This is a genomic window from Streptomyces sp. NPDC054047, assembly GCF_055585065.1.
Genome location: NZ_JBVJKV010000001.1, coordinates 583,574 through 606,749 on the forward strand (window position 1 = coordinate 583,574; position 23,176 = coordinate 606,749).

General features: G+C 71.7%; 21 protein-coding genes. 9 read left to right on the plus strand and 12 right to left on the minus strand.

Annotated features, from left to right (window positions below; translation table 11 throughout):
- Nucleotides 1–67 precede the first annotated feature (67 nt).
- Nucleotides 68–1,822: an NAD+ synthase gene (locus ACZ6ZP_RS02700; protein WP_351159708.1), complete on the plus strand. Its 1,755-nt coding sequence runs from the start codon at nucleotides 68–70 to the stop codon at nucleotides 1,820–1,822.
- Nucleotides 1,823–1,880: 58 nt separating this feature from the next.
- Here ACZ6ZP_RS02700 and ACZ6ZP_RS02705 read toward each other — a convergent pair whose 3' ends face one another.
- From ACZ6ZP_RS02705 to ACZ6ZP_RS02720, 4 genes are all read right to left on the minus strand, one after another.
- Entirely contained in the window at nucleotides 1,881–3,110 is a 1,230-nt protein-coding gene (locus ACZ6ZP_RS02705; protein WP_361462962.1) for an MFS transporter, read from the minus strand.
- 205 nt (nucleotides 3,111–3,315) lie between these two features.
- A complete protein-coding gene (locus ACZ6ZP_RS02710) occupies nucleotides 3,316–4,338 on the minus strand; it encodes an endonuclease/exonuclease/phosphatase family protein (RefSeq protein WP_361462838.1) in 1,023 nt (340 codons plus the stop codon).
- Between the two features lie 173 nt (nucleotides 4,339–4,511).
- Complete coding sequence (locus tag ACZ6ZP_RS02715; RefSeq protein ID WP_351159713.1) at nucleotides 4,512–5,111, minus strand: TetR/AcrR family transcriptional regulator; 600 nt, start codon at nucleotides 5,109–5,111, stop codon at nucleotides 4,512–4,514.
- 83 nt (nucleotides 5,112–5,194) lie between these two features.
- Complete coding sequence (locus ACZ6ZP_RS02720; protein WP_351159716.1) at nucleotides 5,195–6,787, minus strand: MFS transporter; 1,593 nt, start codon at nucleotides 6,785–6,787, stop codon at nucleotides 5,195–5,197.
- A gap of 156 nt (nucleotides 6,788–6,943) precedes the next feature.
- Here ACZ6ZP_RS02720 and panB point away from each other — a divergent pair, with 156 nt between their 5' ends.
- The 3 genes from panB to ACZ6ZP_RS02735 all read left to right on the plus strand — a co-directional run bounded on the left by panB (nucleotide 6,944) and on the right by ACZ6ZP_RS02735 (nucleotide 10,060).
- Nucleotides 6,944–7,834 (plus strand): 3-methyl-2-oxobutanoate hydroxymethyltransferase, encoded by an 891-nt coding sequence (gene panB, locus ACZ6ZP_RS02725; protein ID WP_351159718.1) that lies wholly within the window; start codon nucleotides 6,944–6,946, stop codon nucleotides 7,832–7,834.
- A 382-nt stretch (nucleotides 7,835–8,216) separates the two neighbouring features.
- Entirely contained in the window at nucleotides 8,217–9,236 is a 1,020-nt protein-coding gene (locus ACZ6ZP_RS02730; RefSeq protein ID WP_351159721.1) for an ATP-binding cassette domain-containing protein, read from the plus strand.
- Nucleotides 9,233–10,060, plus strand: coding sequence for an ABC transporter permease (locus ACZ6ZP_RS02735; RefSeq protein WP_351159724.1), 828 nt, complete (start codon nucleotides 9,233–9,235; stop codon nucleotides 10,058–10,060). The genes ACZ6ZP_RS02730 and ACZ6ZP_RS02735 overlap by 4 nt, the downstream gene beginning before the upstream one ends.
- Before the next feature lie 11 nt (nucleotides 10,061–10,071).
- Here ACZ6ZP_RS02735 and ACZ6ZP_RS02740 read toward each other — a convergent pair whose 3' ends face one another.
- Entirely contained in the window at nucleotides 10,072–13,425 is a 3,354-nt protein-coding gene (locus ACZ6ZP_RS02740) for an AfsR/SARP family transcriptional regulator (protein ID WP_351159727.1), read from the minus strand.
- A gap of 115 nt (nucleotides 13,426–13,540) precedes the next feature.
- Nucleotides 13,541–13,705: a DUF6578 domain-containing protein gene (locus tag ACZ6ZP_RS02745; protein WP_366462693.1), complete on the minus strand. Its 165-nt coding sequence runs from the start codon at nucleotides 13,703–13,705 to the stop codon at nucleotides 13,541–13,543.
- Between the two features lie 107 nt (nucleotides 13,706–13,812).
- Here ACZ6ZP_RS02745 and ACZ6ZP_RS02750 point away from each other — a divergent pair, with 107 nt between their 5' ends.
- The gene (locus ACZ6ZP_RS02750) at nucleotides 13,813–14,616 is read left to right on the plus strand and encodes a site-2 protease family protein (protein WP_366462694.1); all 804 of its coding nucleotides are present in this window, start codon (nucleotides 13,813–13,815) and stop codon (nucleotides 14,614–14,616) included.
- Here ACZ6ZP_RS02750 and ACZ6ZP_RS02755 read toward each other — a convergent pair.
- The 3 genes from ACZ6ZP_RS02755 to ACZ6ZP_RS02765 form a co-directional block, all read right to left on the minus strand.
- Nucleotides 14,606–14,797, minus strand: coding sequence for a hypothetical protein (locus ACZ6ZP_RS02755; RefSeq protein WP_351159733.1), 192 nt, complete (start codon nucleotides 14,795–14,797; stop codon nucleotides 14,606–14,608). The two genes, ACZ6ZP_RS02750 and ACZ6ZP_RS02755, sit on opposite strands and share 11 nt — an antisense overlap.
- Nucleotides 14,798–14,892: 95 nt before the next feature.
- Nucleotides 14,893–15,597, minus strand: a complete 705-nt coding sequence (npdG, locus tag ACZ6ZP_RS02760) for an NADPH-dependent F420 reductase (RefSeq protein WP_351159736.1) — start codon at nucleotides 15,595–15,597, stop codon at nucleotides 14,893–14,895.
- Nucleotides 15,598–15,645: 48 nt separating this feature from the next.
- Nucleotides 15,646–16,722 carry a sialidase family protein gene (locus tag ACZ6ZP_RS02765; RefSeq protein WP_469405292.1) on the minus strand — a complete coding sequence of 359 codons (1,077 nt, stop codon included), beginning with the start codon at nucleotides 16,720–16,722 and terminating at the stop codon, nucleotides 15,646–15,648.
- 79 nt (nucleotides 16,723–16,801) lie between these two features.
- Between ACZ6ZP_RS02765 and ACZ6ZP_RS02770 the strand changes: the two genes are divergently transcribed.
- Together ACZ6ZP_RS02770 and ACZ6ZP_RS02775 are read left to right on the plus strand one after the other, a co-directional pair.
- Nucleotides 16,802–17,416 (plus strand): hypothetical protein, encoded by a 615-nt coding sequence (locus tag ACZ6ZP_RS02770; protein ID WP_351159740.1) that lies wholly within the window; start codon nucleotides 16,802–16,804, stop codon nucleotides 17,414–17,416.
- A 102-nt stretch (nucleotides 17,417–17,518) separates the two neighbouring features.
- On the plus strand, nucleotides 17,519–18,799 hold the full coding sequence (locus tag ACZ6ZP_RS02775) for an MFS transporter (RefSeq protein ID WP_361462822.1): 1,281 nt from the start codon (nucleotides 17,519–17,521) through the stop codon (nucleotides 18,797–18,799).
- Between the two features lie 52 nt (nucleotides 18,800–18,851).
- Here ACZ6ZP_RS02775 and ACZ6ZP_RS02780 read toward each other — a convergent pair whose 3' ends face one another.
- Nucleotides 18,852–19,091, minus strand: a complete 240-nt coding sequence (locus tag ACZ6ZP_RS02780) for a hypothetical protein (protein ID WP_351159745.1) — start codon at nucleotides 19,089–19,091, stop codon at nucleotides 18,852–18,854.
- 58 nt (nucleotides 19,092–19,149) lie between these two features.
- Here ACZ6ZP_RS02780 and map point away from each other — a divergent pair, with 58 nt between their 5' ends.
- The gene (gene map / locus ACZ6ZP_RS02785) at nucleotides 19,150–20,007 is read left to right on the plus strand and encodes a type I methionyl aminopeptidase (protein WP_351159748.1); all 858 of its coding nucleotides are present in this window, start codon (nucleotides 19,150–19,152) and stop codon (nucleotides 20,005–20,007) included.
- 133 nt (nucleotides 20,008–20,140) lie between these two features.
- A complete protein-coding gene (locus ACZ6ZP_RS02790) occupies nucleotides 20,141–20,797 on the plus strand; it encodes a biliverdin-producing heme oxygenase (RefSeq protein ID WP_351159750.1) in 657 nt (218 codons plus the stop codon).
- 84 nt (nucleotides 20,798–20,881) lie between these two features.
- Here the strand turns inward: ACZ6ZP_RS02790 and ACZ6ZP_RS02795 are convergent, their stop codons facing one another.
- Together ACZ6ZP_RS02795 and ACZ6ZP_RS02800 are read right to left on the minus strand one after the other, a co-directional pair.
- The gene (locus ACZ6ZP_RS02795) at nucleotides 20,882–21,553 is read right to left on the minus strand and encodes a PhzF family phenazine biosynthesis protein (RefSeq protein WP_351159753.1); all 672 of its coding nucleotides are present in this window, start codon (nucleotides 21,551–21,553) and stop codon (nucleotides 20,882–20,884) included.
- A 25-nt stretch (nucleotides 21,554–21,578) separates the two neighbouring features.
- Nucleotides 21,579–23,087, minus strand: a complete 1,509-nt coding sequence (locus ACZ6ZP_RS02800; RefSeq protein WP_469405295.1) for an HtaA domain-containing protein — start codon at nucleotides 23,085–23,087, stop codon at nucleotides 21,579–21,581.
- Nucleotides 23,088–23,176: the final 89 nt, after the last annotated feature.

A 23,176-nucleotide genomic window follows, 5' to 3' on the forward strand; every position in this document is an offset into this window, starting at 1 on the left:
CCCCAGTGGGGCGCCCCACACCCGCCCTGAAGGGCATCGCGTCGCTTTGACGATTACACTGGGCCCCGTGCCTCAACTACGCCTCGCCCTGAATCAGATCGACTCGACGGTCGGCGATCTCGCCGGGAACGTCGAGGCGATCGTCCATTGGACCCGGCACTCCGCCGAGCAGGGAGCGCACCTCGTGGCGTTCCCCGAGATGGCGCTGACCGGCTATCCCGTCGAGGACCTCGCCCTGCGGTCGTCCTTCGTCGATGCCTCGCGGGAGGCGCTGCGCGCGCTCGCCGCGCGGCTGAACGACGAGGGGTACGGGGAGCTGCCGGTCGTCGTCGGCTATCTCGACCGCACCGAGGAGGCCAAGCCGAAGTACGGCCAGCCCGCGGGCGCCCCGCGGGACGCCGCCGCCGTGCTGCACCGCGGCGAGGCCGTCCTGACGTACTCCAAGCACCACCTGCCGAACTACGGCGTCTTCGACGAGTTCCGCTACTTCGTGCCGGGCGAGACCCTGCCGATCGTGCGCGTGCACGGCGTCGACGTCGCGCTCGCCATCTGCGAGGACCTCTGGCAGGACGGCGGCCGCGTGCCCGCGACGCGCACGGCGGGTGCGGGTCTCCTGCTCTCCATCAACGCCTCGCCGTACGAGCAGAACAAGGACGACGTACGCCTGGAGCTGGTGCGCAAGCGTGCGCAGGAGGCGGGCTGCACCACCGCCTACCTCGCCATGATCGGCGGCCAGGACGAGATCGTCTTCGACGGCGACTCGGTGGTCGTGGACCGGAACGGCGAAGTCATCGCGCGGGCGCCGCAGTTCGCGGAGGGCTGCGTGGTCCTCGATCTGGAGCTGCCCGCCGCCGCGCCCGAGCCGCCGTCGGGCATCGTGGACGACGGGCTGCGGATCGAGCACGTCACGCTCTCGGAGGCTCCCCTCGCCGCGTACGAGCCGGAGCTCACCGGTGGGTACGCCGAGCGGCTCGACGACGACGAAGAGGTGTACTCGGCGCTGGTCGTCGGGCTGCGTGCGTACGCCGCGAAGAACGGATTCAGCAGCGTCCTGATCGGCCTCTCCGGAGGCATCGACTCCGCGATCACCGCCGCGCTGGCCTGCGACGCGCTCGGCGCGCAGAACGTGTACGGCGTCGCCATGCCGTCGCGCTACTCCTCGGACCACTCCATCAGTGACGCGGAGGACCTGGCGCGGCGTACGGGGCTGAACTTCCGTACGGTGCCGATCGCCCCGATGTTCGACGCGTACATGGGGTCGCTCGGCCTGACCGGCCTAGCCGAGGAGAACCTCCAGTCGCGCCTGCGCGGCACGATGCTGATGGCCATCTCCAACCAGGAGGGCCACATCGTCCTGGCCCCGGGCAACAAGTCCGAGCTGGCGGTGGGCTATTCGACGCTCTACGGCGACTCGGTCGGGGCGTACGGGCCGATCAAGGACGTCTACAAGTCCCTGATCTTCCGGCTCGCCGAGTGGCGCAACCGCGCGGCCGTCGAACGCGGCCAGACGCCGCCGATCCCGGAGAACTCGATCACCAAGCCGCCGAGCGCGGAGCTGCGGCCCGACCAGGTGGACACGGACTCGCTGCCGGACTACCCCGTCCTCGACGCGATCCTGGAGATGTACGTCGACCGCGACCAGGGCGCGGACGCGATCGTCGCCGCCGGGTACGACCGGGAGCTCGTGGTCAAGACGCTGCGGATGGTGGACACCGCCGAGTACAAGCGGCGCCAGTACCCGCCGGGCACGAAGATCTCCGCGAAGGGCTTCGGCAAGGACCGCCGGCTGCCGATCACCAATCGCTGGCGCGAGTCGGTCTGACGGTCACGGGTGGGTGGGCGGTCCAGCCGCCCACCCCCGTGTCACCCGGGGAAGAGCGCTACCGCCGGGACGTCTCCCGCAGCGGCTTCCCCGAAGCCACCAGCCGCTCACCGCCGACGGCGGCAGCGGGCGCACCCGCGGGCGACCGCAGGTCCACCAGGTACGCCACCCCGGCCACCCCGAGGCCGAGCACCGCGAGGGCCGCGCCCGTGACCGCCGGGGACGTGACCCCGAAGCCCGCGGCCAGCGCGAGGCCGCCGACCCACGCGCCGCCCGCGTTGGCGAGGTTGAACGCCGCCTGGTTGGCGGAGGAGGCCAGGGACGGGGCCGCGGACGCCTTCTCCATGACCATCAGCTGCAGGGGCGACCCGGTCGTGAACGCCGCCATGCCGAGCAGCGTCACCGCGAGCGCCGCGCTCCACGCCGTACCCATCAGGACCGGGAACAGGGCGAGGACCACGACGAGCGCCGTGAGCCCGCCGAAGAGCGTGCCCCGCAGGGAGTGGTCGGCGAGCCGGCCGCCGAGCAGGTTGCCCGCCGTGGCGCCGACACCGAACAGCGCGAGCAGCAACGTGACGCTGGATTCGGCGTAGCCCGCGGCATCGGTCAGCATCGGGGTCACGTAGCTGTACGCCGAGAAGAGCGCTCCGAAGCCCGCGACGGTCGTACCGAGCGCGAGCCAGACCGGCACGCTGCCGAGCGCCCTGATCTCCCCGCGCAGGCCGCCGCTCTCGCCGTGGCCGTGGTCGGCGGGGACGAGGAGGGCGAGCGCGGCGATCGCCACCAGGCCGATCGCGCTGACCGCGAGGAACGTCGCGCGCCAGCCGAGCTGCTGGCCCATGGCGGTGGCGACCGGGACGCCGACGATGTTGGCGACGGTCAGGCCGAGGAACATGAGCGAGACGGAGCGCGCCTTGCGCTCGGGGGCGACGAGCCCTGTGGCGACCACCGCGCCGACGCCGAAGAACGCGCCGTGCGGGAGGCCGCTGAGGAAGCGGGCGGCCATCAGCCAGTGGTAGTCGGGTGCCGCGGCCGACAGCGCGTTGCCCGCGACGAAGAGCACCATGAGGCCGATGAGGACCCGGCGGCGCGGCATGCGCGCGGTGACCGCGGCGAGCAGCGGGGCGCCGATGACGACGCCCAGGGCGTAGGCGGAGACGAGGTGTCCGGCGCTGGGGATGGATATGCCGAGGTCGTCGGCGACGTTGGGCAGCAGGCCCATCATCACGAACTCGGTCGTACCGATGCCGAAGGCGCCCACGGCTAGGGCGAGCAGGGCCAGGGGCATGAAGAACCTTCCGGGGGAGCGCATGAGGGATGGATGTTCCGTAAGTTTAAGTACGGAACAAAGTGTCTCAGGCTCAGTATTCCGCGAGGTCCAGAGCAGATGTGCCGCGCACCGAGAACAGCGGCCCCACAGACTAGCGCGCGCTAGCCGACAGGCGCGCGGCACAGCCCGCGCACCGGCGCGGGCAGTGCCCTACAGCAGTGCTCTACAGCTCGACGCGCGCCGCGATCGGCAGGTGGTCGCTGCCCGTCTCCGGCAGCGTCCACGACGACAGCGGCTCGACACCCTTCACCATGATCTGGTCGATCCGCGCCATCGGGAACGACGCGGGCCAGCTGAAGCCGAAGCCGTTGCCCGCCGCGCCCTGCGTGGAGCGCATCTGGGAGGTGACCGCGTTCAGGGCGCGGTCGTTCATCGTGCCGTTCAGGTCGCCGAGCAGCACGACCTTGGAGATCGGCTCGTCGGCGATGGCCTCGCCCAGCGCGTCCGCGCTCGCGTCACGCTGGTTGGCGGTGAAGCCCGCGTCCAGCTTGACCCGCACCGACGGCAGGTGCGCGACGTACACGGCGACCTCGCCCTTGGGGCTGTCGACCGTCGTCCGCATCGCGCGCGTCCAGCCCAGCTTGATGTCGACGGGCCGCGTGCCGGTCAGGGGGTACTTGCTCCACAGGCCGACCGTGCCCTGCACCGAGTGGTACTTGTACGTGCCGGCCAGCGCCTTCTCGTACGTCGGGACGGCGTCCGCCGTGAGCTCCTCCAGCGCCACGACGTCGGCGCCGGACGCGGCGACGTCACGGGCGGTGCCCGAGGGGTCGGCGTTCTCCGCGTTCACGTTGTGGGTGGCGACCGTCAGGTCGCCGCCGGCACCGGACTTGTCGGAGATCAGGCCGCCGAAGGAGCTGACCCAGATGACCGCGGGCAGCAGCACGGCGATCAGCGCGGTGGCGGACTTGCGCACGAACCCGATGACCAGCAGCACCGGGACGAGGAGGCCGAGCCAGGGCAGGAACGTCTCGATGAGGCTGCCGAGGTTGCCGACGCCGTTCGGGATCTGCGCGTGGAAGAGCATCACCAGGGCGAGCAGCACCGCGATCCCGGCCGTGACGAGGCCGCGCCTCCAGATGCCCCGGTCGCCGCGCCATCCGTCGACCAGGCGCCGGAGCCGGGACCCCTGGCGGTCAGGCCCCGAGCCGCCGTTGCCCGTTTCCGTCACATACGCCTGCGCCATACGCTCGTCGCCTCACTGGTGCCGTGCAACCGTCCTCGCCCCTGAAACCCTAGGCGATGATCGGGTGTCCTCCCCGCCGTCCGTGACGGCCGTACGGGACGAGGACGAGCGGGGCGGCGCGGCGGGTTCCGCATCTGTGCGCACAACGGGCCGCTGTGACGAAACGCGCACATTCACCCCGTGGGCCGCAGCCCCGCGAGCACGGCGTCCACGATCCGCTCCGCGAGGTCCTCGTCGAGCGGCGCGTCGGAGCGCAGGACGGTGCGCAGCAGCATGGGTCCGGCGATGAGGTCGTTGGCCAGCGCGACATCGACGTCCGGGCGCAGTTCGCCGTTCTCGATGCCGCGGCGCAGCACGCCGAGCATGACGCGGCGCTGCGGTTCGACGACCGTCGCCTGGTACGCCTCCCAGAGCTTCGGCAGGCTCTTCATCTGCGCGAAGACGTTGTGCAGGAGCGCGGAGGACCTCAGGGTCACGCCGCGTCTGCGCAAGTGGTCGAGGAGGGTGACGAGGTCGGCGCGCATGGATTCCCCGGACAGCTCGGGAGAGGGGTCCTCCATGAGGCGCAGGATGTCGACGAAGAGTTCTTCCTTGCCGCTCCAGCGGCGGTAGATGGTGGCCTTGCCCACACCCGCCGTGCGCGCGATCCGCTCGATGGAGAGGTCGGCCAGGGGCACGCCGTCCTCGATCATCTTCAGGACGCCCTCGATGATCGACCGCTCCACGGCCTCGCTGCGGGGGCGCCCCCGGACGCCTTTGGCGATGTGGCCCACGTCAACTCCGTCTCTTGTCGTCCGCGCTCTGCCAGGCCGATTGTCCCTGCCCGGCCCGGCAGCCCCGTCGTGGCCCGCTCGAGTCAGCGTCCGGCGCCGACCGGATCCGCCTCCTTCGGTTCGGCCTCCGGCTCCTGGGGCGGGCGGCCCGGCAGGAACAGGGCGACGACCACGACGCCGATCAGGGCGACGCCCGCGCCGCAGAGGGCCGTGACGTGCATGGCGTGCAGGAAGGAGTCGTGGGCCGCGGTCACCAGGGGTTCGCCGCGCGGGCCGAGCTTCGCGGCGACGCCGAGGGTGGCCTCGATGGACTCCCCCGCGGTGTGCCGCACGTCGGCGGGGAGCAGGGTCAGCTTGTCCTCGACGCCGTTGCGGTAGGCCGCGGAGAGCACGGAGCCGAGCACCGCGATGCCCAGGGCGCCGCCGACCTGCCGGAAGGTGTTGCTCAGCGCGGAGGCGGAGCCCGCCTTCTCGCGGGGCAGCGCCTGCATGATGACGACGCTCGCGGGCGTCATGATGTGCGCCATGCCGGTGCCCATCAGGAAGAAGATGACCTCCAGGATCCAGATCGGCGTGTCGGCTTCGAGCGTGGTGAAGGCGGCGAGCATCGCGGCGAGCAGCAGCAGCCCGCCCGTGCACACGGCGCGCACCCCGAAGCGGTCGACGACGAGCCGGGCGCGCGGCGCGAAGATGAGCTGCGCGGCGGCGAGCGGCAGCATCAGCAGGCCGGTCTGCAGCGGCGAGTAGCCGCGCACGCTCTGCGTGTAGAAGACCGCGAAGAAGGTCACGCCCATCAGCGCGAAGAAGACGAGCGCGAGGGAGCTGATCGCCGCCGAGAAGACGCGGTTCCTGAAGTACGAGATGTCGATGGACGGGTGGTCGCTGCGCTTCTCGTACAGCACGAATCCGACGAGTACGGCGATGCCCGCGACGATCGTCGCCAGGGCCGCGGGGTCGGTGAAGTCGGCGAGCTGGCCGCCCTTGATGATGCCGTAGACGAGCAGGACCAGGCCGACGATGGACAGGGCCACGCCCGCCAGGTCGATGCGGCCGGGCTTGGGGTCGCGCGACTCGGGGACGAGCCAGATCATCAGGCCGATGGCGACGATCACGATCGGCACGTTCACCAGGAAGACCGAGCCCCACCAGAAGTGGTCCAGGAGTATGCCGCCGGTGATGGGCCCGATCGCGATGGCGAGGCCGACGCCGCCCGCCCAGATGCCGATGGCCTTGGGCTGCTCCTCGCGCTCGAAGACGTTCATCAGGACGGCGAGGGTGGCGGGCATCACGAAGGCGGCGCCGAGGCCCATCACCGCGCGGAACAGGATGAGTTGGACGGGCGATCCGGACTCGGCGGCGAGTGCGGAGCCGATGCCGAAGACGGCGAGGCCCAGGATCAGCATCTTCTTGCGGCCGAGCCGGTCGCCGAGCAGGCCTGCCGTGAAGAGGAGTCCGGCGAAGACCAGGGTGTAGGAGTTGATGGCCCATTCCAGGTCGCCCTGGGTGGCGCCCAGGCCGGTGGGCTCGGGGGTCGAGATCGTCTTGATGGCGACGTTCAGGATCGAGTTGTCGAGCACCACGATCAGCAGGCTCAGCATCAGGACGCCGAGGATCGCCCAACGGCGCCGGTGGACGGCTTCCGGTATGCGTGGGGTGGTGACGGCGGGAGTAGTCATGGCTTCCACCCTAGAGCCATTTCGATACGAGACCGTCTCGTATTGTAAAGACTTTACCGAAGGGTCCACTAGCCGCCGGGCGGCACGCGATGCCACCATGGAGGTGATCCGGGGACGCCGTCAGGGCGCCTCGAGATAAGAGAAGGAGCCGTTGCGATGACGCAACTTTCGGCTGCCCAGAACCAGCCTGCGGGGTCCGCCGCGAGCCAGTCCACCGACAGCAGCAAGGCGCTGTACGGAGGCAAGAGCACCCGGCGCATCACCGTGCGGGACATCGCCGCCGCCAAGGAGCGGGGCGAGAAGTGGCCCATGCTCACCGCGTACGACGCGATGACCGCGTCCGTCTTCGACGAGTCCGGCATCCCCGTGATGCTGGTCGGCGACTCGGCGGGCAACTGCCACCTCGGGTACGAGACGACCGTGCCCGTCACCCTCGACGAGATGACCATGCTGTCCGCGGCCGTCGTACGGGGCACGTCGCGCGCCCTGATCGTCGGCGATCTGCCCTTCGGGTCGTACCAGGAAGGCCCCGTCCAGGCCCTTCGCTCGGCGACGCGTCTGGTCAAGGAGGCCGGGGTCGGCGCGGTGAAGCTGGAGGGCGGCGAACGCTCGCTCCCCCAGACCGAGCTGATCGTCTCCTCCGGCATCCCCGTCATGTCCCACCTCGGCCTCACGCCGCAGTCCGTGAACACGATGGGCTACCGCGTGCAGGGCCGCGGCGACGAGGCGGCGCACCGTCTCCTGAGCGATGCGAAGGCCGCGCAGGACGCGGGAGCGTTCGCGGTGGTCCTGGAGCTGGTCCCCGCGGAGCTGGCGGCCGAGGTCACCCGCTCCCTGCACATCCCGACGGTCGGGATCGGCGCGGGCGCGGGCTGCGACGCGCAGGTCCTGGTCTGGACGGACATGCTGGGCCTGACCGGCGGCAAGATGCCGCGCTTCGTGAAGCAGTACGCGGATCTGCGGGGCGTGATGAGCGGCGCGGCCAAGGCGTTCGCGGAAGACGTGGTGGGCGGCACGTTCCCCGCCGCGGAGCACTCGGTCCACTAGAGCCACAGCGGCACCACCGGCAGCCCGTCGATTTCCCCCGTCGACGGGCTGTCCGCTTTTTCCTCGCCGGGGGGGGCGTGGGGGGCGAGGTCCTGCTCCTGTCGTCGGCTCTGGCTCCGGCCGGCTGCGGGTCTTCCTGTCCGCCGCTTCGCGGCGATGTCTCCCACCCACCCACCCGTTACCCCGGGGTAACGGGTGGGTGGGAGAGATCCGCCGCGGAGCGGGCGGGAGGGGGAGCGGGTCCGCCGCGACGGGAAGCGAGCGGTCGAAGCCGCCCCGCAGGGGGCCGCCCCCGGGGGCGGGAAGGCACCGCATCCGGCCCACCGCCCAGGTGTAGGCGCTCTGTCGGTGGTTTGTCGGTGGCGGCTGACAGTCTTGCGGCATGAAGCGAATCGACAACACCCCCGGCGGCGCCGGAAGCGCCGTCACCGTGAGGGGACTGGTCAAGCACTACGGCGAGACCAAAGCACTGGACGGCGTTGACCTCGACGTACGCGAGGGCACCGTCCTCGGCGTGCTCGGCCCGAACGGCGCCGGCAAGACCACCCTCGTACGCTGCCTCTCCACCCTCGTCGTCCCGGACTCCGGCTCCGCCTTCGTGGCCGGTTACGACGTCGTCAGGCAGCCCCGCCAGCTCCGCCGGGTCATAGGCCTGACCGGGCAGTACGCATCCGTGGACGAGAAGCTCTCCGGGCGCGAGAACCTCTACATGATCGGACGGCTCCTGGACCTCTCCCGCAAGGAGGCCAGGTCGAGGGCCGACGCCCTGCTGGAGCGGTTCTCCCTCACCGAGGCGGCCAACCGCCCCGCCAAGACGTACTCCGGCGGCATGCGCCGCCGCCTCGACCTCGCGGCGTCGATGATCGGCAGCCCCTCCGTCCTCTACCTGGACGAGCCCACCACCGGCCTCGACCCCCGCACCCGCAACGAGGTGTGGGCCGAGGTCAAGCGCATGGTCGGCGACGGCGTCACCGTGCTGCTCACCACCCAGTACATGGAGGAGGCCGAGCAGCTCGCCTCCGAGCTGACGGTCATCGACCGCGGCAAGGTCATCGCCAACGGCGGCATCGACGAGCTGAAGGCGAAGGTCGGCGGCCGCACCCTGCGCATCCGCCCGGCCGACCCGCTGGAGCTGCGCCCGCTGGCCGGCGCGCTCGACGGCATGGGCCTGACCGGCCTCGCCAGCTCGACCGTGGACGCCGAGTCCGGCACGGTCCTGGTGCCGATCCTCAGCGACGAGCAGCTCACCGCCGTGGTCGGCGCGGTCACCGCGCGCGGCATCACGATCGGCTCGATCGCCACCGAACTGCCCAGCCTGGACGAGGTGTTCCTCTCCATCACCGGCCAGAAGGCCAGCGCCCCGCAGGACGTCCGCCCCGAACTCGAGGAGGTTGCCGTATGAGCAGCACCACTCTCACGCCGCCCCTCCACCAGGGAGAGGCCGACGCCCGCATCGGGCTCCGCGACCACGTGCGCCACACCAGCGCCCTGGTCCGCCGCAATCTGCTCTGGATCCGCCAGGACCCGGAGTCGATGCTCGACGCGATCCTGATGCCGATCATCTTCACGCTCCTGTTCGTGTACGTCTTCGGCGGCTCCATCGGCCAGGCGCTCGGCGGCGGTCAGGACCAGTACGTGCAGTACGTGGTGCCGGGCATGATGGCGATGATGAGCATGAACATCGCCATGGCCGTCGGCACCGGCTTCAACCAGGACTTCCAGAACGGCATCATGGACCGCTTCCGCACCCTGCCGATCGGCCAGGGTTCGGTGCTCTTCGCCAAGATCGTGGTGGAGCTGATGCGGATGCTCGTCGCGACGGCGGTCATGATGGTCGTCGGTGTCCTGGTGGGCTTCGACATCACCAACTGGGGCGGCCTGTTCGCCGCCGTGGGCCTGTCCGCCCTCTTCGGCTCGGCCATCATGTGGATCTTCCTGGTCCTCGGCGTCTCGCTGAAGAGCGCCCAGTCCGTGCAGGCGATGGGCTTCCTGGTCCTGATGCCGCTGCAGTTCGGCTCGTCGATCTTCGCGCCGACACAGTCGATGCCCGGCTGGCTCCAGGCGTTCACCGACTACAACCCGCTGTCCTCGCTCGCGGACTCCGCGCGCGGCCTGATGGTGGGCGGCCCGGTCGCGCACGACATCTGGGTGACGGTCGGCTGGTCGGTGGTGCTCACGGTGGTGATGGCACCGGTCGCGATCCACAAGTTCCGCACGAAGAGCTGACCGCGGACCCGCTAGACGTCGTTGATGTGCCTGTCGCAGAGGGCGGCGGCCTCCTCCACGGAGAGGCTGCCGCCTTCCGCGTACGCGGCTTCGTACGCGGCGTCACCCAGTGCCCCGCGCGCCGACTCCACGGCGGCGGTGTGGATCTCGCGCTCCGCGGCGGGGGCGATGTGACCGGGCGGCAGCTCACGGCGGGCGACGGCGATCAGCCGCGCGGCGTCGTGGGCGTGCCGGCCGCCGTCGAGCGCGGCCAGGGCGCGGGCGGCGACGGTGAGGTGCACGGAGGTCATCTGCGGCGCCATCATCTTGGTCAGCGGGTCGAGGGACGTGTCGAGCGCGGCGCGCGCCGTGACCAGGCCCTCGGCGTGACGGCCGTCCACGGTGTCGAGCCAGGCCTCGGCGCCCAGCATGAAACCCTCGAAGATGACGAACTCGACGGCCTTGAACTCCTCCCGCAGGAGCTGGAGTTGCTCGCGCGCCTCGGCGGTGCGGCCCGTGCGGCCGAGCAGGTCGACGAGGAAGAAGCGGGCGGCGGGCATGGACTCGCTCGAACCCTTGCCGTCGTGCTCCATGACCGACCAGAGCAGTTCCTCGCCCCGGGCCACTTCGCCCGCCTCGGCCAGGACCGCCCCGAGCCGGGCGGTGAGCACGTTCACCTGCGCGGGGGCGCCGAGCCGCTCCGCGTGCTCGATGGCGGCGCCGAAGTCCTCGGCGGCGAGGGTGTACCTGCCGCGCCGCTCATGGGCCTCGCCGCGCGAGGAGAGCGCCTCGGCCATGCCCCACACGTCGCCGAGCCGGGTGAAGATCTCCAGGGACTCGTCGGCGTCACGGCGGGCGTCACCGGCCCAGTCGGCCCGGTTGGCGCGGATGTTGGCGCGCTGCTGCAAGGACGCGGCGAGCTCCCAGTCGTAGCCCCGCTCGCGGCAGGTGGCGATGGTCGCGTCGATGATGGCGTACAGCTGGTCGATGTTCCCGTCGAGCAGCACCGCGAAGAACCACAGGCTCCCCGGCGACCAGCAGGTCTGCGGAAGGCCCGGCCGGTACGCCTCCCGGATGCCCGCCAGTTTCTCCAGGGCCTCGGGGGTCTGCCACGCCTCCAAGTTCATGTCCATGCAGGAGAGCTGGATGAGGTGGACGCCGCGCCGCGCCTCTTCGAGCACCTCGGGGCGCATCGGCGGCGGGCTGTCCGTGCAGCGTTCGTAGAGCGGTTCCACCGGGGTGACGGGGCGCTCGAAGGGATCGGGTCCCAGGGCGACGACGTCACGGGACCAGTTGCGGATCTCGATGCGCAGGTCGCGGATCGTCCAGAACCAGGAGAGCGAGAGGACCAGGCAGAGCGCCTCCTGCTCGTCCCGGGCGGCGACCGCGTGCCGCAGGGCGGTGCGCAGGTTCTCGTACTCGACCTCGAGGCCTTCGACGGCTTCCCGCTGGCCGCCGCCGCGCAGCCGCGGTTCGGTGAGCCGGGCGAACTCCCGGAAGTACACCAGGTGGGCCCGTTCGGCGACGCTCCGGTCACCTGCCTCGTCGAGCCGTTCCCCCGCGTACTCGCCCACGGTCTCCAGGAGGCGGTAGCGCATGCCGCCCTGCGGCGAAGGGGCGGCGACGACAAGGGACTTGTCGACGAGGGAGCCGAGCACGTCGGCGACGTCGAGCGGCCGCGGCCCCGCGCCGTCACCGGCCGTGGCACTCGCGGCGGGCGCCCCGCACACCGCTTCGGCGGCGGCCAGGTCGCAGCCGCCCGCGAAGACGGAGAGGCGGCGCAGGACGGTGCGCTCGGCGGTGTCCAGGAGGTCCCAGGACCAGTCGACCACCGCGCGCAGGGTCTGCTGGCGCGGCAGGACCGTGCGGGCGCCGCTCGTCAGGAGCCGGAAGCGGTCGTCGAGGCGGTCGGCGATCTGCCGGGTGGTGAGCATGCGCAGGCGGGCCGCGGCCAGCTCGATGGCCAGCGGCAGGCCGTCCAGGCGGCGGCAGATCTCGGCCGCCGCCGACCGGTCGTCCTCGATGCGGAAGCCCGGCCGCGCCGCCGCGCCCCGGTCCGCGAGCAGACGCAGCGCGATCGGCTCGGGCAGCGGCTCCACGGGGTGCAGCAACTCCCCCGGCACGCCCAGGGGTTCGCGGCTCGTGGCCAGGACCGTGAGGCCGGGACAGTGCGCGAGCAGCCGGTCGGCGAGGCGGGCCGCGGCGTCGACGACGTGTTCGCAGTTGTCGAGGATCAGGAGCATGCGGCGCTGCGCGCAGTGCTCGGTGAGGCGTACGACGGGGTCGTCGCCGTGCCACTCCGACGCCGCGCGCAGCTCTTCGGCGCCCGCGCCGCGCAGCACCGTCTCGCGGGCGCCGAGCGCGGTGAGGACCGCCTCCGGCACCGCGTCCGGGTCCTCGACCGGCGCGAGTTCGGCCAGCCACACGCCGTCGGGCACGCCGCCGGCGTAGGCCTCCGCGGCCTCCTGCGAGAGCCGCGTCTTGCCGGCGCCGCCGGGCCCGAGCAGCGTGACGAGGCGGGCCCGCGCCAGGTCCCCCCGGATCGCCTCGATGTCGCTCTCGCGGCCTACGAAGGAGGTGAGCCTGGCCCGCAGGTTGCCCTGCGGTCTCTCCGGCGGGCGGACCGGCGTGGCGGGCGGGCGCGGGGAGTGCGGGGTCTGTCCGTGCAGCAACTCCTCGTGGAGGGTGCGGAGTTCGGGTCCCGGGTCGGCGCCGATGCGGTCCGCGATGAGGCGGCGTACTCCGTCGTAGGCGGCGAGCGCCTGCGCCGGGCGGCCCGCGTCGCGCAGCGCCCGCAGCCGCAGGGCCTGCAGCGGCTCGTCGAGGGGGTGGCCGTCGCACAGGGCGGCGAGCTCGGGCAGCACCTGCTCGGCCCTGCCGAGGGCGAGCGCGGCGGCCAGAGCGGCCCGGCGGGCCTCCAGGCGGCGGGCCTCCCAGCGGGCCGCCTCCGCGGTGCGGTCCGGGAGGTCGGCGAGCGGAGGTCCCTGCCAGAGGGCCAGCGCGTCGTCGAGGATCGCCGCGGCCTTGGCCGCGTCGCCGTCGGCCAGGGCGTTCGTGCCTTCGCCCGCGAGGCGGTCGAAGCGGTACAGGTCGATGTCGTCCGGTGCGGCGCGCAGCCGGTAGCCGCCGTCGGCCGAGGCGATCGCCTCGGCGCCGATGGCCCGGCGCAGGCGGCCCACCAGGGCCTGCAGCGCGCCGGACGTGTCCGCGGGCGGGTCGCCGCCCCACACCTCGTCGACGAGTGCGGCGGCCGGGACGGGCCGGGGCACGCGCAGGGCGAGGACCGTCAGGAGTGCGCGCAGCCTTGAGCCGCCGACGGCGATGGCCGTGCCGTCGGCGTGGAATGCCTGGGTGGTGCCGAGAATGCGATAGCGCACGGGGTCCATTGTCTCCGGTGGGGGTGAGGGGCGGTGCAGGCCGCTGCGCGGGGCTCCGGCGCACGGCCGGTCACCGGCTTCGCCGAGTCGTCCTCGGACGCCGGACGGCCTGCACGTCAGTCTGTCAGCGGCGCGGGAGCCCCCTGTTCATCCGCCTTCCGCCGGCACCTCGGGGCACTCCTCCACCGGGCGCAGCCACTGGCTGCCACGCCACCTCGTCCCCCACGGCGAACGGCCTCCCGCGGCATTCCGTCCGCCGGTCGTCGTACATCACGTTCCACAGCGCCATGCCCCCACCCTCCCTGGAACTCCCCACCGAGTGCGAGACGTTTTCGCCGTACGCCGGGGTACGGTCCCGTACGACAACCGGCCCGCCAGATCCAGGAGCCCCGCCCCATGACCACCGCTCCCACCCGACGCAGCGACCGGCGGATCAGCCCCGTCTTCCTGGGGATCGCCGCCGTCACCGCGGTTTCCGGCTGGGCCACCTGGACGGGATTCGCGGACAATCCCGGCCTCGCCGTCTTCCTCTTCGTGACGGCTGCCTGGATCGTCTCGCTCTGTCTGCACGAGTACGCCCACGCGCGCACCGCCCTGCACAGCGGCGACATCTCCATCGGCGCGAAGGGCTATCTGACCCTCAACCCGCTCAAGTACACGCACGCGCTGCTCAGCATCGTGCTCCCGGTGCTCTTCGTGATCATGGGTGGCATCGGCCTGCCCGGCGGCGCCGTCTTCATCGAGCGGGGCCGCATCCGGGGCAAGTGGAAGCACAGCCTGATCTCGGCCGCGGGGCCGCTCACGAACGTGCTCTTCGCGATCGTGTGCACCGCGCCCTTCTGGCTCGACGCGCTCTCCGGCGTCCCGGACACCTTCCGGTTCGCGCTCGCCTTCCTGGCCATGCTCCAGGTGACGGCCGCGATCCTGAACTCGCTGCCCATCCCGGGGCTGGACGGCTACGGCGTGATCGAGCCCTGGCTCTCGCACAAGATCCGCCGCCAGGTGGAGCCGTTCGCGCCGTTCGGCCTGCTCGCCGTCTTCGGCATCCTGTGGATCCCGGAGGTCAACGGCGCCTTCTTCGACGCGATCGACGCGATCCTGCGCGGTCTTGGCGTGTACGACCTGGAGACGTACTGCGGCCGGGACTTCTACCGCTTCTGGGACGGCGACCCGAGCCAGTACTGCACGCTCAGCCCGTAGCGGCGCGCGACGCGTCCCGCTCGGCCTTCGCGCGGCGCAGGTAGTACCACGCCATGTTCGACGAGAGCCCGGCGAGCAGCACCCAGACGACGCCGATCCAGTAGCCCTGGACGAAGGAGACCACGGCCGCGACGACGGCGAGGGCGCAGACCGTGAGGGCGTAGAGAGCGAGGCGGGGCATGGGGGTCGGCTCCTGTCGGGGGTAGGTCCGGGTGCTGAGCGGCCGGTCGCGGGAAGCGGCGTCCGCCCACCAGTGTCCCCCATGCCCGCTACGCCCTAGACGTCGGTCACGCGCAGCCCCGCGTGCGCCTTGTACCGCCGGTTCACGGAGATCAGGTTGGCCACGAGGGACTCGACCTGGTGCGCGTTGCGCAGGCGCCCCGCGAAGACGCCCCGCATGCCGGGGATCCGCGCGGCGAGCGCCTGGACGATGTCCGTGTCGGCGCGGACCTCGCCCAGGACCATCACGTCGGTGTCGATCTCCTCGACGGCCGGGTCCTGGAGCAGGACGGCCGACAGGTGGTGGAAGGCGGCCGTGACGCGGGAGTCCGGCAGCAGGGCGGCGGCCTGCTCGGCGGCGCTGCCCTCCTCGGGCTTCAGGGCGTAGGCGCCCTTCTTGTCGAAGCCGAGCGGGTTCACGCAGTCGACGACGAGCTTGCCGCTCAGCTCCTCGCGCAGCGCCTGAAGGGTCTTGCCGTGCCCGTCCCACGGCACGGCGACGATCACGATGTCGCTGCGCCGCGCGCACTCCGCGTTCTCGGCGCCCTCGACGCCGAGGCCGAGCTCGTCGGCGGCGGTCTGCGCCCGCTCGGCCGCGCGGGAGCCGATGATCACCTTCTGGCCCGCGCGGGCCAGCCGGTAGGCGAGGCCGCGGCCCTGGTCCCCGGTGCCGCCGAGTACGCCGACGACGAGCCCGGAGACGTCGGGCAGCTCCCAGGGATCCTTGGCCGGAGGCTTCTGCACACTGTCGTTAGAGGTCATGCAGCCGACCTTACTCACCGCCCGGACGGCGCCCCACCGGCGCCCGATTCAGGCCAGCGCGGCCACCGGTATCCGCCGGAACGTGATGGTCTCGTACGCGCTGAAGTCACCCGTCTCGTAGAGGAGTCCGACGGTCGCGTCGTCGACGCGTACGAGATCGGAGTACGCGGCGGGCAGCCCGTCCACGGTGTACACGTCCTGCCACGTGGTGCCGCCGTCGCGGCTGCGGCGCACCGTCATCAGGGCGCGGAAGCCGGGGTCGGCGGGCCCGGAGAACAGCAGCACGTCCGGCGTACGCAGCTGCAGAACGCTGCATTCGACGACGGGACCGACGAGCCCGGCCTGTGGCCGGAAGGGCTTGACGAGGCGCCGGCCGCCGTCGACGGAGTGGGCGTCGGCGCGGGTGCCGGGGGCCGGGGAGTCGTTGCGGGTGTTGAAGTAGAGCCGCCCGTCGGGGAGTTCGGCCGCGGTGGTCTCGTTCACGTTCACATAGCCGTTGGTGTTGTCGTCGATGTAGCCGATGCGCCAGGTCTGGCCGAGGTCGTCGCTGAGCAGGCAGTGCCCGCCGTTGTACTTGCCCTCGGTGCCGTTGTCCGTGCCGGTCGGCGGCAGGGAGTGGTTGGCGGGCACGACGACCCGGCCCGTGCTCATCTGCAGCGCGTGGCCGGGAGTGGTCGCGTACCACCGCCAGTTCGCCTTCTTGACCTGGCCGGTGATCTCCCGGGGAGCCGACCAGGTCAGCCCGTCGTCGTCGCTGTGCTGCACCCAGATCCGCCGTCCGTTCGCCGCGGAGACCGTGCCGCGGCGGATGGCGTCCTCGGTCGCCAAGGCGGCGTTGCGGACGTGGACGAGGAGGATGCGGCCGGTGTCGAGGACGACGGGGGCGGGGTTGCCCGCGAGGTGGACGCCGTTCTGGGCGACGACCTGGAGCGGCCCCCAGGTCCGGCCGCCGTCACCGGACCGCTTCAGCACCACGTCGATGTTGCCGAAGTCCTCCTGCGAGCCGACCCTCCCCTCGCAGAAGGCGAGCAGGGAACCGGAGCCGGTGACCACGACGGCCGGGATGCGGAAGCTCGCGTAGCCCTCGCGTCCGGCGCGGAAGGGAACAGTTGTCTCATCAGCCATCCCCGGTCCGTCCCCACCCCGGGCGAATTCCCGGTGAACTCCGCTTGACGACTCGCTCGTTGAGGCAGGATGCGACCCCATGGACGCCGTACGGGTCGCGCTCCTTCGCGAAGTGCTCGCCGGAACCGAGTGGGTGGGCGCGACGCGCCGCTTCGCCGGGACGCTGCGGTCCTCCGTGGTGCCGCACGGCGGCGGACTCCTCCTGGTGGGCACGGAGGAGTACGAGCCGTGGCACCTGGCCGCGCACCTCGTGGACGAGGCCGCCTGGTCCGGCACCCCGGAACTGACGCCGACACTCGTACGCCACCGGGTGCGCGAGGGAGACCCCGCGCACCTGTCGACGGGCCTCGGCCGCATCGAGGCGGCGCGACGCGGCGAGACGCTGCTCGTGGTGGCTCCGGACACGCCCGCGGCGGCGCCGGGCGCCGCGTTCCTGGAACGGGTGCACGATGCCCGCGCGGCGGGGGCGACGGTGCTGGCCCTGGGTTCGGGGCACGGCGATCTGCGGGCCATGGCGCACGAGGCCCTGCCCGTGCCGGAGTCGCCCGACCTCGACCTGGACATGGTCCAGCACCTGGTGAGCGCGGCGGCGGGCGAGAACTCGCTCCCCGCGGCGCGGGGCCGCAAGCGGCTGCGTGACCGGCTGTCCCGCCTGGCCGACCAGCTGACGGCTCCGCCGCCGGCGCGGTGGTAGCACCTGCCCAGAGCCGCCGCTGCGCGGCGGATCTTTCCCGCCCACCCACCCGATTGCCCCGGAGAAATCAGTTGCCCCCACCCCCCTCGGCGCTGAGCATGGATGCTCGTGTCCATCTCATCCGTACTGCCCGATCTCTCCCCCTGGCGCTCCACGCGTGACTTCCGGCTGCTCTGGGTCCAGGGGCTCGTCACCACCTTCGGCAGCTTCATGGCCCTGGTCGCGCTGCCGTTGCAGATCAAGGACCTCACCGACTCGCCGCTCGCCGTCGGGGCGATGGGTGCCGTCGAGCTGGTGCCGCTGATCGTTTTCGGGCTGTACGGAGGCGCGCTGGCCGATGCGGTCGACCGCCGCAAGGTGATCCTCCTGACCGAGGCGGGCCTCGGCCTGCTTGCGGCGGTGCTCCTGGTGAACGCCCTGCTCCCGGAGCCGCTGCTGTGGCCGCTGTACGTGGTGGCCGCGGGCGTCTCCGCGCTCGCCGGGCTCCAGCGCCCCGCGCTGGACTCCCTGATGGCGCGCATCGTGCCGCACGACCAGCTCACGGCCGCCGCCGCGCTCAACTCGCTGCGCTGGAACGTCGGCGCGATCGCGGCCCCCTCGCTTGCGGGCCTGGTCGTCGCCTACGCCGGGCACGCACCCGCGTACGCGATCACGGTGGTCTCCTTCGCCCTCTCCGTGGCCCTGTGCGCCCGCATCCAGCCGGCTCCTCCCGCGCACGACGCGGAGAAGCCGTCCCTGCGGGGCCTCGCGGAAGGCGCGCGGTACGCGTGGTCGCGGCCGGTGCTGCTCGGCACGTACGCGATCGACATGGTGGCGATGTTCTTCGCCTTCCCGAACACGATCTTCCCGTTCCTCGCCGAGGATCTCGACGCGGAGTGGTCGCTCGGCCTGATGTACGCGGCGGGGGCGGTCGGTTCGCTGCTGCTCAGCCTGACCAGCGGATGGACGTCACGGGTGCGGCGGCACGGGCTGCTCGTCGTGTTCGGTGCGGCGGGATGGGGGCTCGCGATCACGGCGGCCGGGTGGTTCGCCGACGTCTGGCTGGTCCTGGTCTGCCTGGCGCTCGCGGGCGCGGGCGACATGCTCAGCGGGCTCGGCCGCTCCACGATCTGGAACCAGACGATCCCGGACGAGCTGCGGGGCAGGCTCGCCGGCATCGAGGTGCTCTCCTACAGCGTCGGCCCGCAGCTGGGCCAGGTCCGCGCGGGGGCGGCCGCCGGCTGGACCGGCACCCGCACCGCCGTCTGGTCGGGCGGCCTCGCCTGCGTGGCCTCGGTCGCCGCGCTGACGGCGGTGCTGCCGAAGCTCCTGTCGTACGACGCGAGCACGGACGAGGACGCGGTCCGGCGCCGGGAGGTGTCCGAGGTGTCCGCCGCCGGGTGACGGGCCGCGCCCCGGTGGCGGGACCGGACGGCCGACGCCCCCCGGCGGCGGGTCAGGCGGCGCCGCCCCCGCTCCCGCCCCGGGGGTCCTTGTCGTGCCACTTCGGGTCGGTCTCCCACTCCAGGTTCCGCTCGGCTGCGGTCTCCATGGCCCGCTGGGCCTCCTCGCGGGAGGCGTAGGGCCCGAAGCGGTCCTTGCCGGGACAGTCGGGGCCTTCCTCGACCTTCTTGTGCTCCAGGCAGTAGTACCACTCGCCTGGCTTACCGACGGTCCGCTTCTTGAACAGTGGCATGGTCTGCTCCTCTCTCTCCCGCCATGCTGCCCCACCACCGCTGGTTAGACTCGCTGGCATGTCTGGCCAGTCACTGCTCGTCCCAGGGGAGCTCTCCCCCATCCGTCCCGTTCCGGGAAACATCAGGCGCCCGGAGTACGTGGGGAAACCCGCGCCCACCCCGTACACGGGGCCAGAGGTGCAGACCCCCGAGACCATCGAGCTGATGCGCACCGCGGGCCGTATCGCCGCGCGCGCGATGGCCGAGGCCGCCAAGCACATCGCTCCCGGGGTGACCACCGATGAGCTGGACCGCGTCGCCCACGAGTACATGTGCGACCACGGCGCCTACCCGTCCACGCTCGGCTACCGCGGCTTCAAGAAGTCGCTGTGCACCTCCGTCAACGAGGTCATCTGCCACGGCATCCCGGACTCCACCGTCCTGAACGACGGCGACATCATCAACCTCGACGTGACCGCGTACATCGGCGGTGTGCACGGCGACAACAACGCCACGTACCTGGTCGGGGACGTCGACGAGGAGTCCACGCTCCTCGTGGAGCGGACCCGCGAGTCCCTCGACCGCGCGATCAAGGCGGTCAAGCCCGGCCGCCAGATCAACATCATCGGCCGTGTCATCGAGTCGTACGCCAAGCGCTTCGGCTACGGCGTCGTGCGCGACTTCACCGGCCACGGCATCAACACGTCCTTCCACTCCGGCCTGATCGTCCCGCACTACGACAGCCCGCACGCGACGACGACGATCAAGACCGGCATGACGTTCACCATCGAGCCGATGCTGACGCTCGGCACGTACGAGTACGACATGTGGGAGGACGGCTGGACGGTCGTCACGAAGGACCGCAAGCGGACCGCGCAGTTCGAGCACACCCTCGTGGTGACGGACAGCGGGGCGGAGATCCTTACGCTTCCCTGAGCTCCGAGCGGGTAGCTTTTTACCGACAGGACGTCGGGAACCAGTTGACTTAGGTAAGCCTAACTTGGATGATCGGTAGCGGTCGTACTGGTTCCCGCCTTTCTTCGGCTTTCTTCGGCTTCGGAGGTCCCTCATGGATCCGTTCTCCACGGTGATCCGCACCGCTTCGCACGAGCAGCACACGGAGGCGGAGACCTCGACGTTCATGGGCGACCTGCTCGGCGGCAGGCTCGGCGTCGACGCGTACGCGCGCTACACGGAACAGCTGTGGTTCGTGTACCGCGCCCTCGAGGAGGGCGCCGAGGCACTGAAGCACGATCCGGTGGCCGGGCCCTTCATCCAGCCGGAGCTGCTGCGCGTCGCGGAACTGGAGCGGGACCTCACGCATCTGCGGGGCGCGGGCTGGAAGTCGGCCGCCACTCCCCTGCCCGCCACGGCGGCGTACGCGGCGCGGGTCGCGGAGTGCGCGCAGGAGTGGCCGGGAGGGTATGTGGCCCACCACTACACGCGCTATCTGGGCGACCTCTCCGGCGGCCAGATCATCCGTGGCAAGGCGGAGCAGACGTGGGGGTTCGCCCGGAAGGGCGACGGGGTCCGCTTCTACGTCTTCGAGGGAATCTCCAACCCGGCCGCGTTCAAGCGGGGTTACCGGGAGTTGCTCGACGGGCTGGGAGAGGTGGTTCCCGATGAGCTGGAGCGGCAGCGGATCGTGGACGAGTGCAAGCGCGCCTTCGCTTTGAACACGGGGGTGTTCCGCGAGCTGGGGGACGAGTTCCCGCTGTCGGCGTAGGCGGCCCCTGCGGGGCTTTCCCCAACCCCGCCCCTTCCCACAGACCCCTCCTCACACGCCGGACGGGCTGAAAGGGGCGGGGCCTCAGGCCCCGCCCAGCCGCACCCGTCCCCCCACCTCGATCAACCCACCCGGCGCGGGCGCCGTGAGGATCTGTGAGCCTTGGCCCTGGGTGATGTTGAGTGCTCGGCCAAGCTGTTCCGTCAGGAGCAGTGCCGCCGCCCCTGTGGCCTCGTCCTCCCGGATGCCGTCGTCGCGTCCCGGAAAGGCCCGCGCCCGCACCCGGCCCGCCGCCTCGTCCTCCCACGCCCACGCGTAGATCCACTCCCCCGGCGGGGGCACCGTGAGGGCGTCCACCTCGGCCGGGGTGCCGTACGCGCGCAGGACGCGGGCCGGCGCCCACTGCGGCCGCGCGGCGATCCAGTTGAACTCCCCGTCCTGGCGGGCCTCCACCACCCCCGCGGGCGTGACCAGTTCGGGCACGTCCAGCAGCCAGGACGTCCCCACGCAGGGGTGCCCGGCGAAGGGCAGCCGCAGCGTAGGGGTGTAGATGTCGATGACCCCGCGCTCGGGGTCATCGACGAACACCGTCTCGCTGAAGCCGAGCTTCGCGGCGATCTCCTGCCGCTCGCCCCGACCCGGAACGCGGGCCCCGTCCCGCACGACACCCAGCTCGTTGCCGTGCCGGCCGTCGGGCCCGCAGAACACCCGGAGTACGTCGAGGCCGTCAGGAAGGTCCGAAGGCAGTTGCGTCATCCGGGCATTCAAACATCCCGAGGGGTCAGGAAGCCCTGCGGCGAGCCACGAAGACCGCACCGGCGCCCGCGGCGGCGATCGCCCCCGCGGTCCCGAGCAGCGCCCCCGTCGGCACCGACGAACCGGTGGACGCCAGCGAGCCCCCCGTACCGCCGCCGACCGAGCCGCCACCGCCGAGGTCGGACGAACCCCCGCCGGTGGTACCGGAGTCAGTGGCTCCACCCATGCCGCCGCTGGCGCCGCTGCCGCCCGGAAGCTCGGCGCCCTCGGCGACCGAGAGCGCCACCGTCACGGGGTCGATCGCGTCGCCCGCCTTGTAGCCGGACGGCGCGTCCTCGCTCTCGAACTGCTTCGCGCCCGCCGCGGTGAACGCCGCCGGGACCTTGTCGAGCACGACGACGTCGTCCTTCGCCGCGTACGACGCCTTGGAGAGGTCAAGCGTCGCGAACTTCACGTCGTTGTTGGTGCCCTTGGGCGTGGTGACGTCCACGGTCAGCGTGCCCTTGGCGCCGCTCGCGGCCACCTTGATGTCGCTGAACTTCATGTCGATGCCGTGCGCCTTGTACTGGAAGCGGACGGCGCCGCCGAAGGACGCGTTCAGCTTCTTCGCGTCGCTGTCCACGTCGCCCTTGGCGTATGGGAAGTCGTAGCCGTTGTCGTTCTTCTCCGCGCCACCGGAGAGCGTGGCGCCGCCGCCGGACTCGATGTAACGGCGGAAGCTCTCCTTCACGCCCCAGGCGAGCGAACCGTCGTGGACCTCGCCCGCGGGCCGCTCGGTGCCGGACGTCGGCTTCGGCGTCGCGGTGGGCTTGCCCGTCGGCTTCGGGGTCTCGGTGGGCTTCGCGGTCGGCTTGGGCGTCTGGGTGGGCTTGTCCGTCGGCTTGGGCGTCTCGGTCGGCTTCTGGGTCGGGGCGCCGCCCGCCTTCACCGAGAGGGTGGCCGGGTCGAGCTTGTCGCCCTCCTTGTACATGCCGTTGAAGGCCTTGGCGCCGTCCGCCGTCAGGGTCGCCGGGATGTCCTTGAAGGTCATCGCGCCGCCCTCGCCCTGGCCTGGCCTGATGCCGGTCAGGTCGAGCTTGGCGAGGTCGATGTCGTTCTGTGCGGTGCCGTTGAGGCTGATGTCGGCCTGGATGGCGCCGCCCGTGCCCTCGGTGCGGACCTTGACGTCGGAGACCTTGATGTCGAAGCGGTGGGCCGTGGAGGAGAAGCGGACGCTGCCCTTGAAGGCGGTGTCGGTGGCGTGCGTCCCGGTGTCGTAGGTGCCCTTGCCGTCGGTGAAGGTGAACACGCCGTTGTCGGCGGCCTGCTTGGCGCCGTCCGTGGCCTCGATCTTGCCCGCGGCCATGCCCGTGACGTACTTGCGGAAGGTCTCCTTGAAACCCCAGTCCAGCGTGCCGTCCTTCAGCTCCATCTTCGGCGCGGCGGCGGCTTCGCCGTCGGCGGCGAGCGCCGGAAGGGTCAGGGCGGTCGCGCCGAGCGTGACAGCGGTCGCGACGGCTGCCGCGAGGGTTATGGGACGACGGGTGGCGGCCATGATCAGGCTTCTCCTTGACGAGAGAGGTGACAGCGAAGAACGGGAGGTTGGAGAGGAGAGAAGAAAGACGAGGGAAGAGACGGGGGAAG

Bases quoted from the DNA above. Each gene is read 5' to 3' on its own strand.
- ACZ6ZP_RS02705 (WP_361462962.1), bottom strand. From the start codon at position 3,110: ATGCCCCTGGCCCTGCTCGCCCTAGCCGTGGGCGCCTTCGGCATCGGT.
- ACZ6ZP_RS02710 (WP_361462838.1), bottom strand. From the start codon at position 4,338: ATGGCGCAGGCGTATGTGACGGAAACGGGCAACGGCGGCTCGGGGCCT.
- ACZ6ZP_RS02720 (WP_351159716.1), bottom strand. From the start codon at position 6,787: ATGACTACTCCCGCCGTCACCACCCCACGCATACCGGAAGCCGTCCAC.
- panB (WP_351159718.1), top strand. From the start codon at position 6,944: ATGACGCAACTTTCGGCTGCCCAGAACCAGCCTGCGGGGTCCGCCGCG.
- ACZ6ZP_RS02730 (WP_351159721.1), top strand. From the start codon at position 8,217: ATGAAGCGAATCGACAACACCCCCGGCGGCGCCGGAAGCGCCGTCACC.
- ACZ6ZP_RS02735 (WP_351159724.1), top strand. From the start codon at position 9,233: ATGAGCAGCACCACTCTCACGCCGCCCCTCCACCAGGGAGAGGCCGAC.
- ACZ6ZP_RS02740 (WP_351159727.1), bottom strand. From the start codon at position 13,425: ATGGACCCCGTGCGCTATCGCATTCTCGGCACCACCCAGGCATTCCAC.
- ACZ6ZP_RS02745 (WP_366462693.1), bottom strand. From the start codon at position 13,705: ATGGCGCTGTGGAACGTGATGTACGACGACCGGCGGACGGAATGCCGC.
- ACZ6ZP_RS02750 (WP_366462694.1), top strand. From the start codon at position 13,813: ATGACCACCGCTCCCACCCGACGCAGCGACCGGCGGATCAGCCCCGTC.
- ACZ6ZP_RS02755 (WP_351159733.1), bottom strand. From the start codon at position 14,797: ATGCCCCGCCTCGCTCTCTACGCCCTCACGGTCTGCGCCCTCGCCGTC.
- npdG (WP_351159736.1), bottom strand. From the start codon at position 15,597: ATGACCTCTAACGACAGTGTGCAGAAGCCTCCGGCCAAGGATCCCTGG.
- ACZ6ZP_RS02765 (WP_469405292.1), bottom strand. From the start codon at position 16,722: ATGGCTGATGAGACAACTGTTCCCTTCCGCGCCGGACGCGAGGGCTAC.
- ACZ6ZP_RS02770 (WP_351159740.1), top strand. From the start codon at position 16,802: ATGGACGCCGTACGGGTCGCGCTCCTTCGCGAAGTGCTCGCCGGAACC.
- ACZ6ZP_RS02775 (WP_361462822.1), top strand. From the start codon at position 17,519: ATGCTCGTGTCCATCTCATCCGTACTGCCCGATCTCTCCCCCTGGCGC.
- ACZ6ZP_RS02780 (WP_351159745.1), bottom strand. From the start codon at position 19,091: ATGCCACTGTTCAAGAAGCGGACCGTCGGTAAGCCAGGCGAGTGGTAC.
- map (WP_351159748.1), top strand. From the start codon at position 19,150: ATGTCTGGCCAGTCACTGCTCGTCCCAGGGGAGCTCTCCCCCATCCGT.
- ACZ6ZP_RS02790 (WP_351159750.1), top strand. From the start codon at position 20,141: ATGGATCCGTTCTCCACGGTGATCCGCACCGCTTCGCACGAGCAGCAC.
- ACZ6ZP_RS02795 (WP_351159753.1), bottom strand. From the start codon at position 21,553: ATGACGCAACTGCCTTCGGACCTTCCTGACGGCCTCGACGTACTCCGG.
- ACZ6ZP_RS02800 (WP_469405295.1), bottom strand. From the start codon at position 23,087: ATGGCCGCCACCCGTCGTCCCATAACCCTCGCGGCAGCCGTCGCGACC.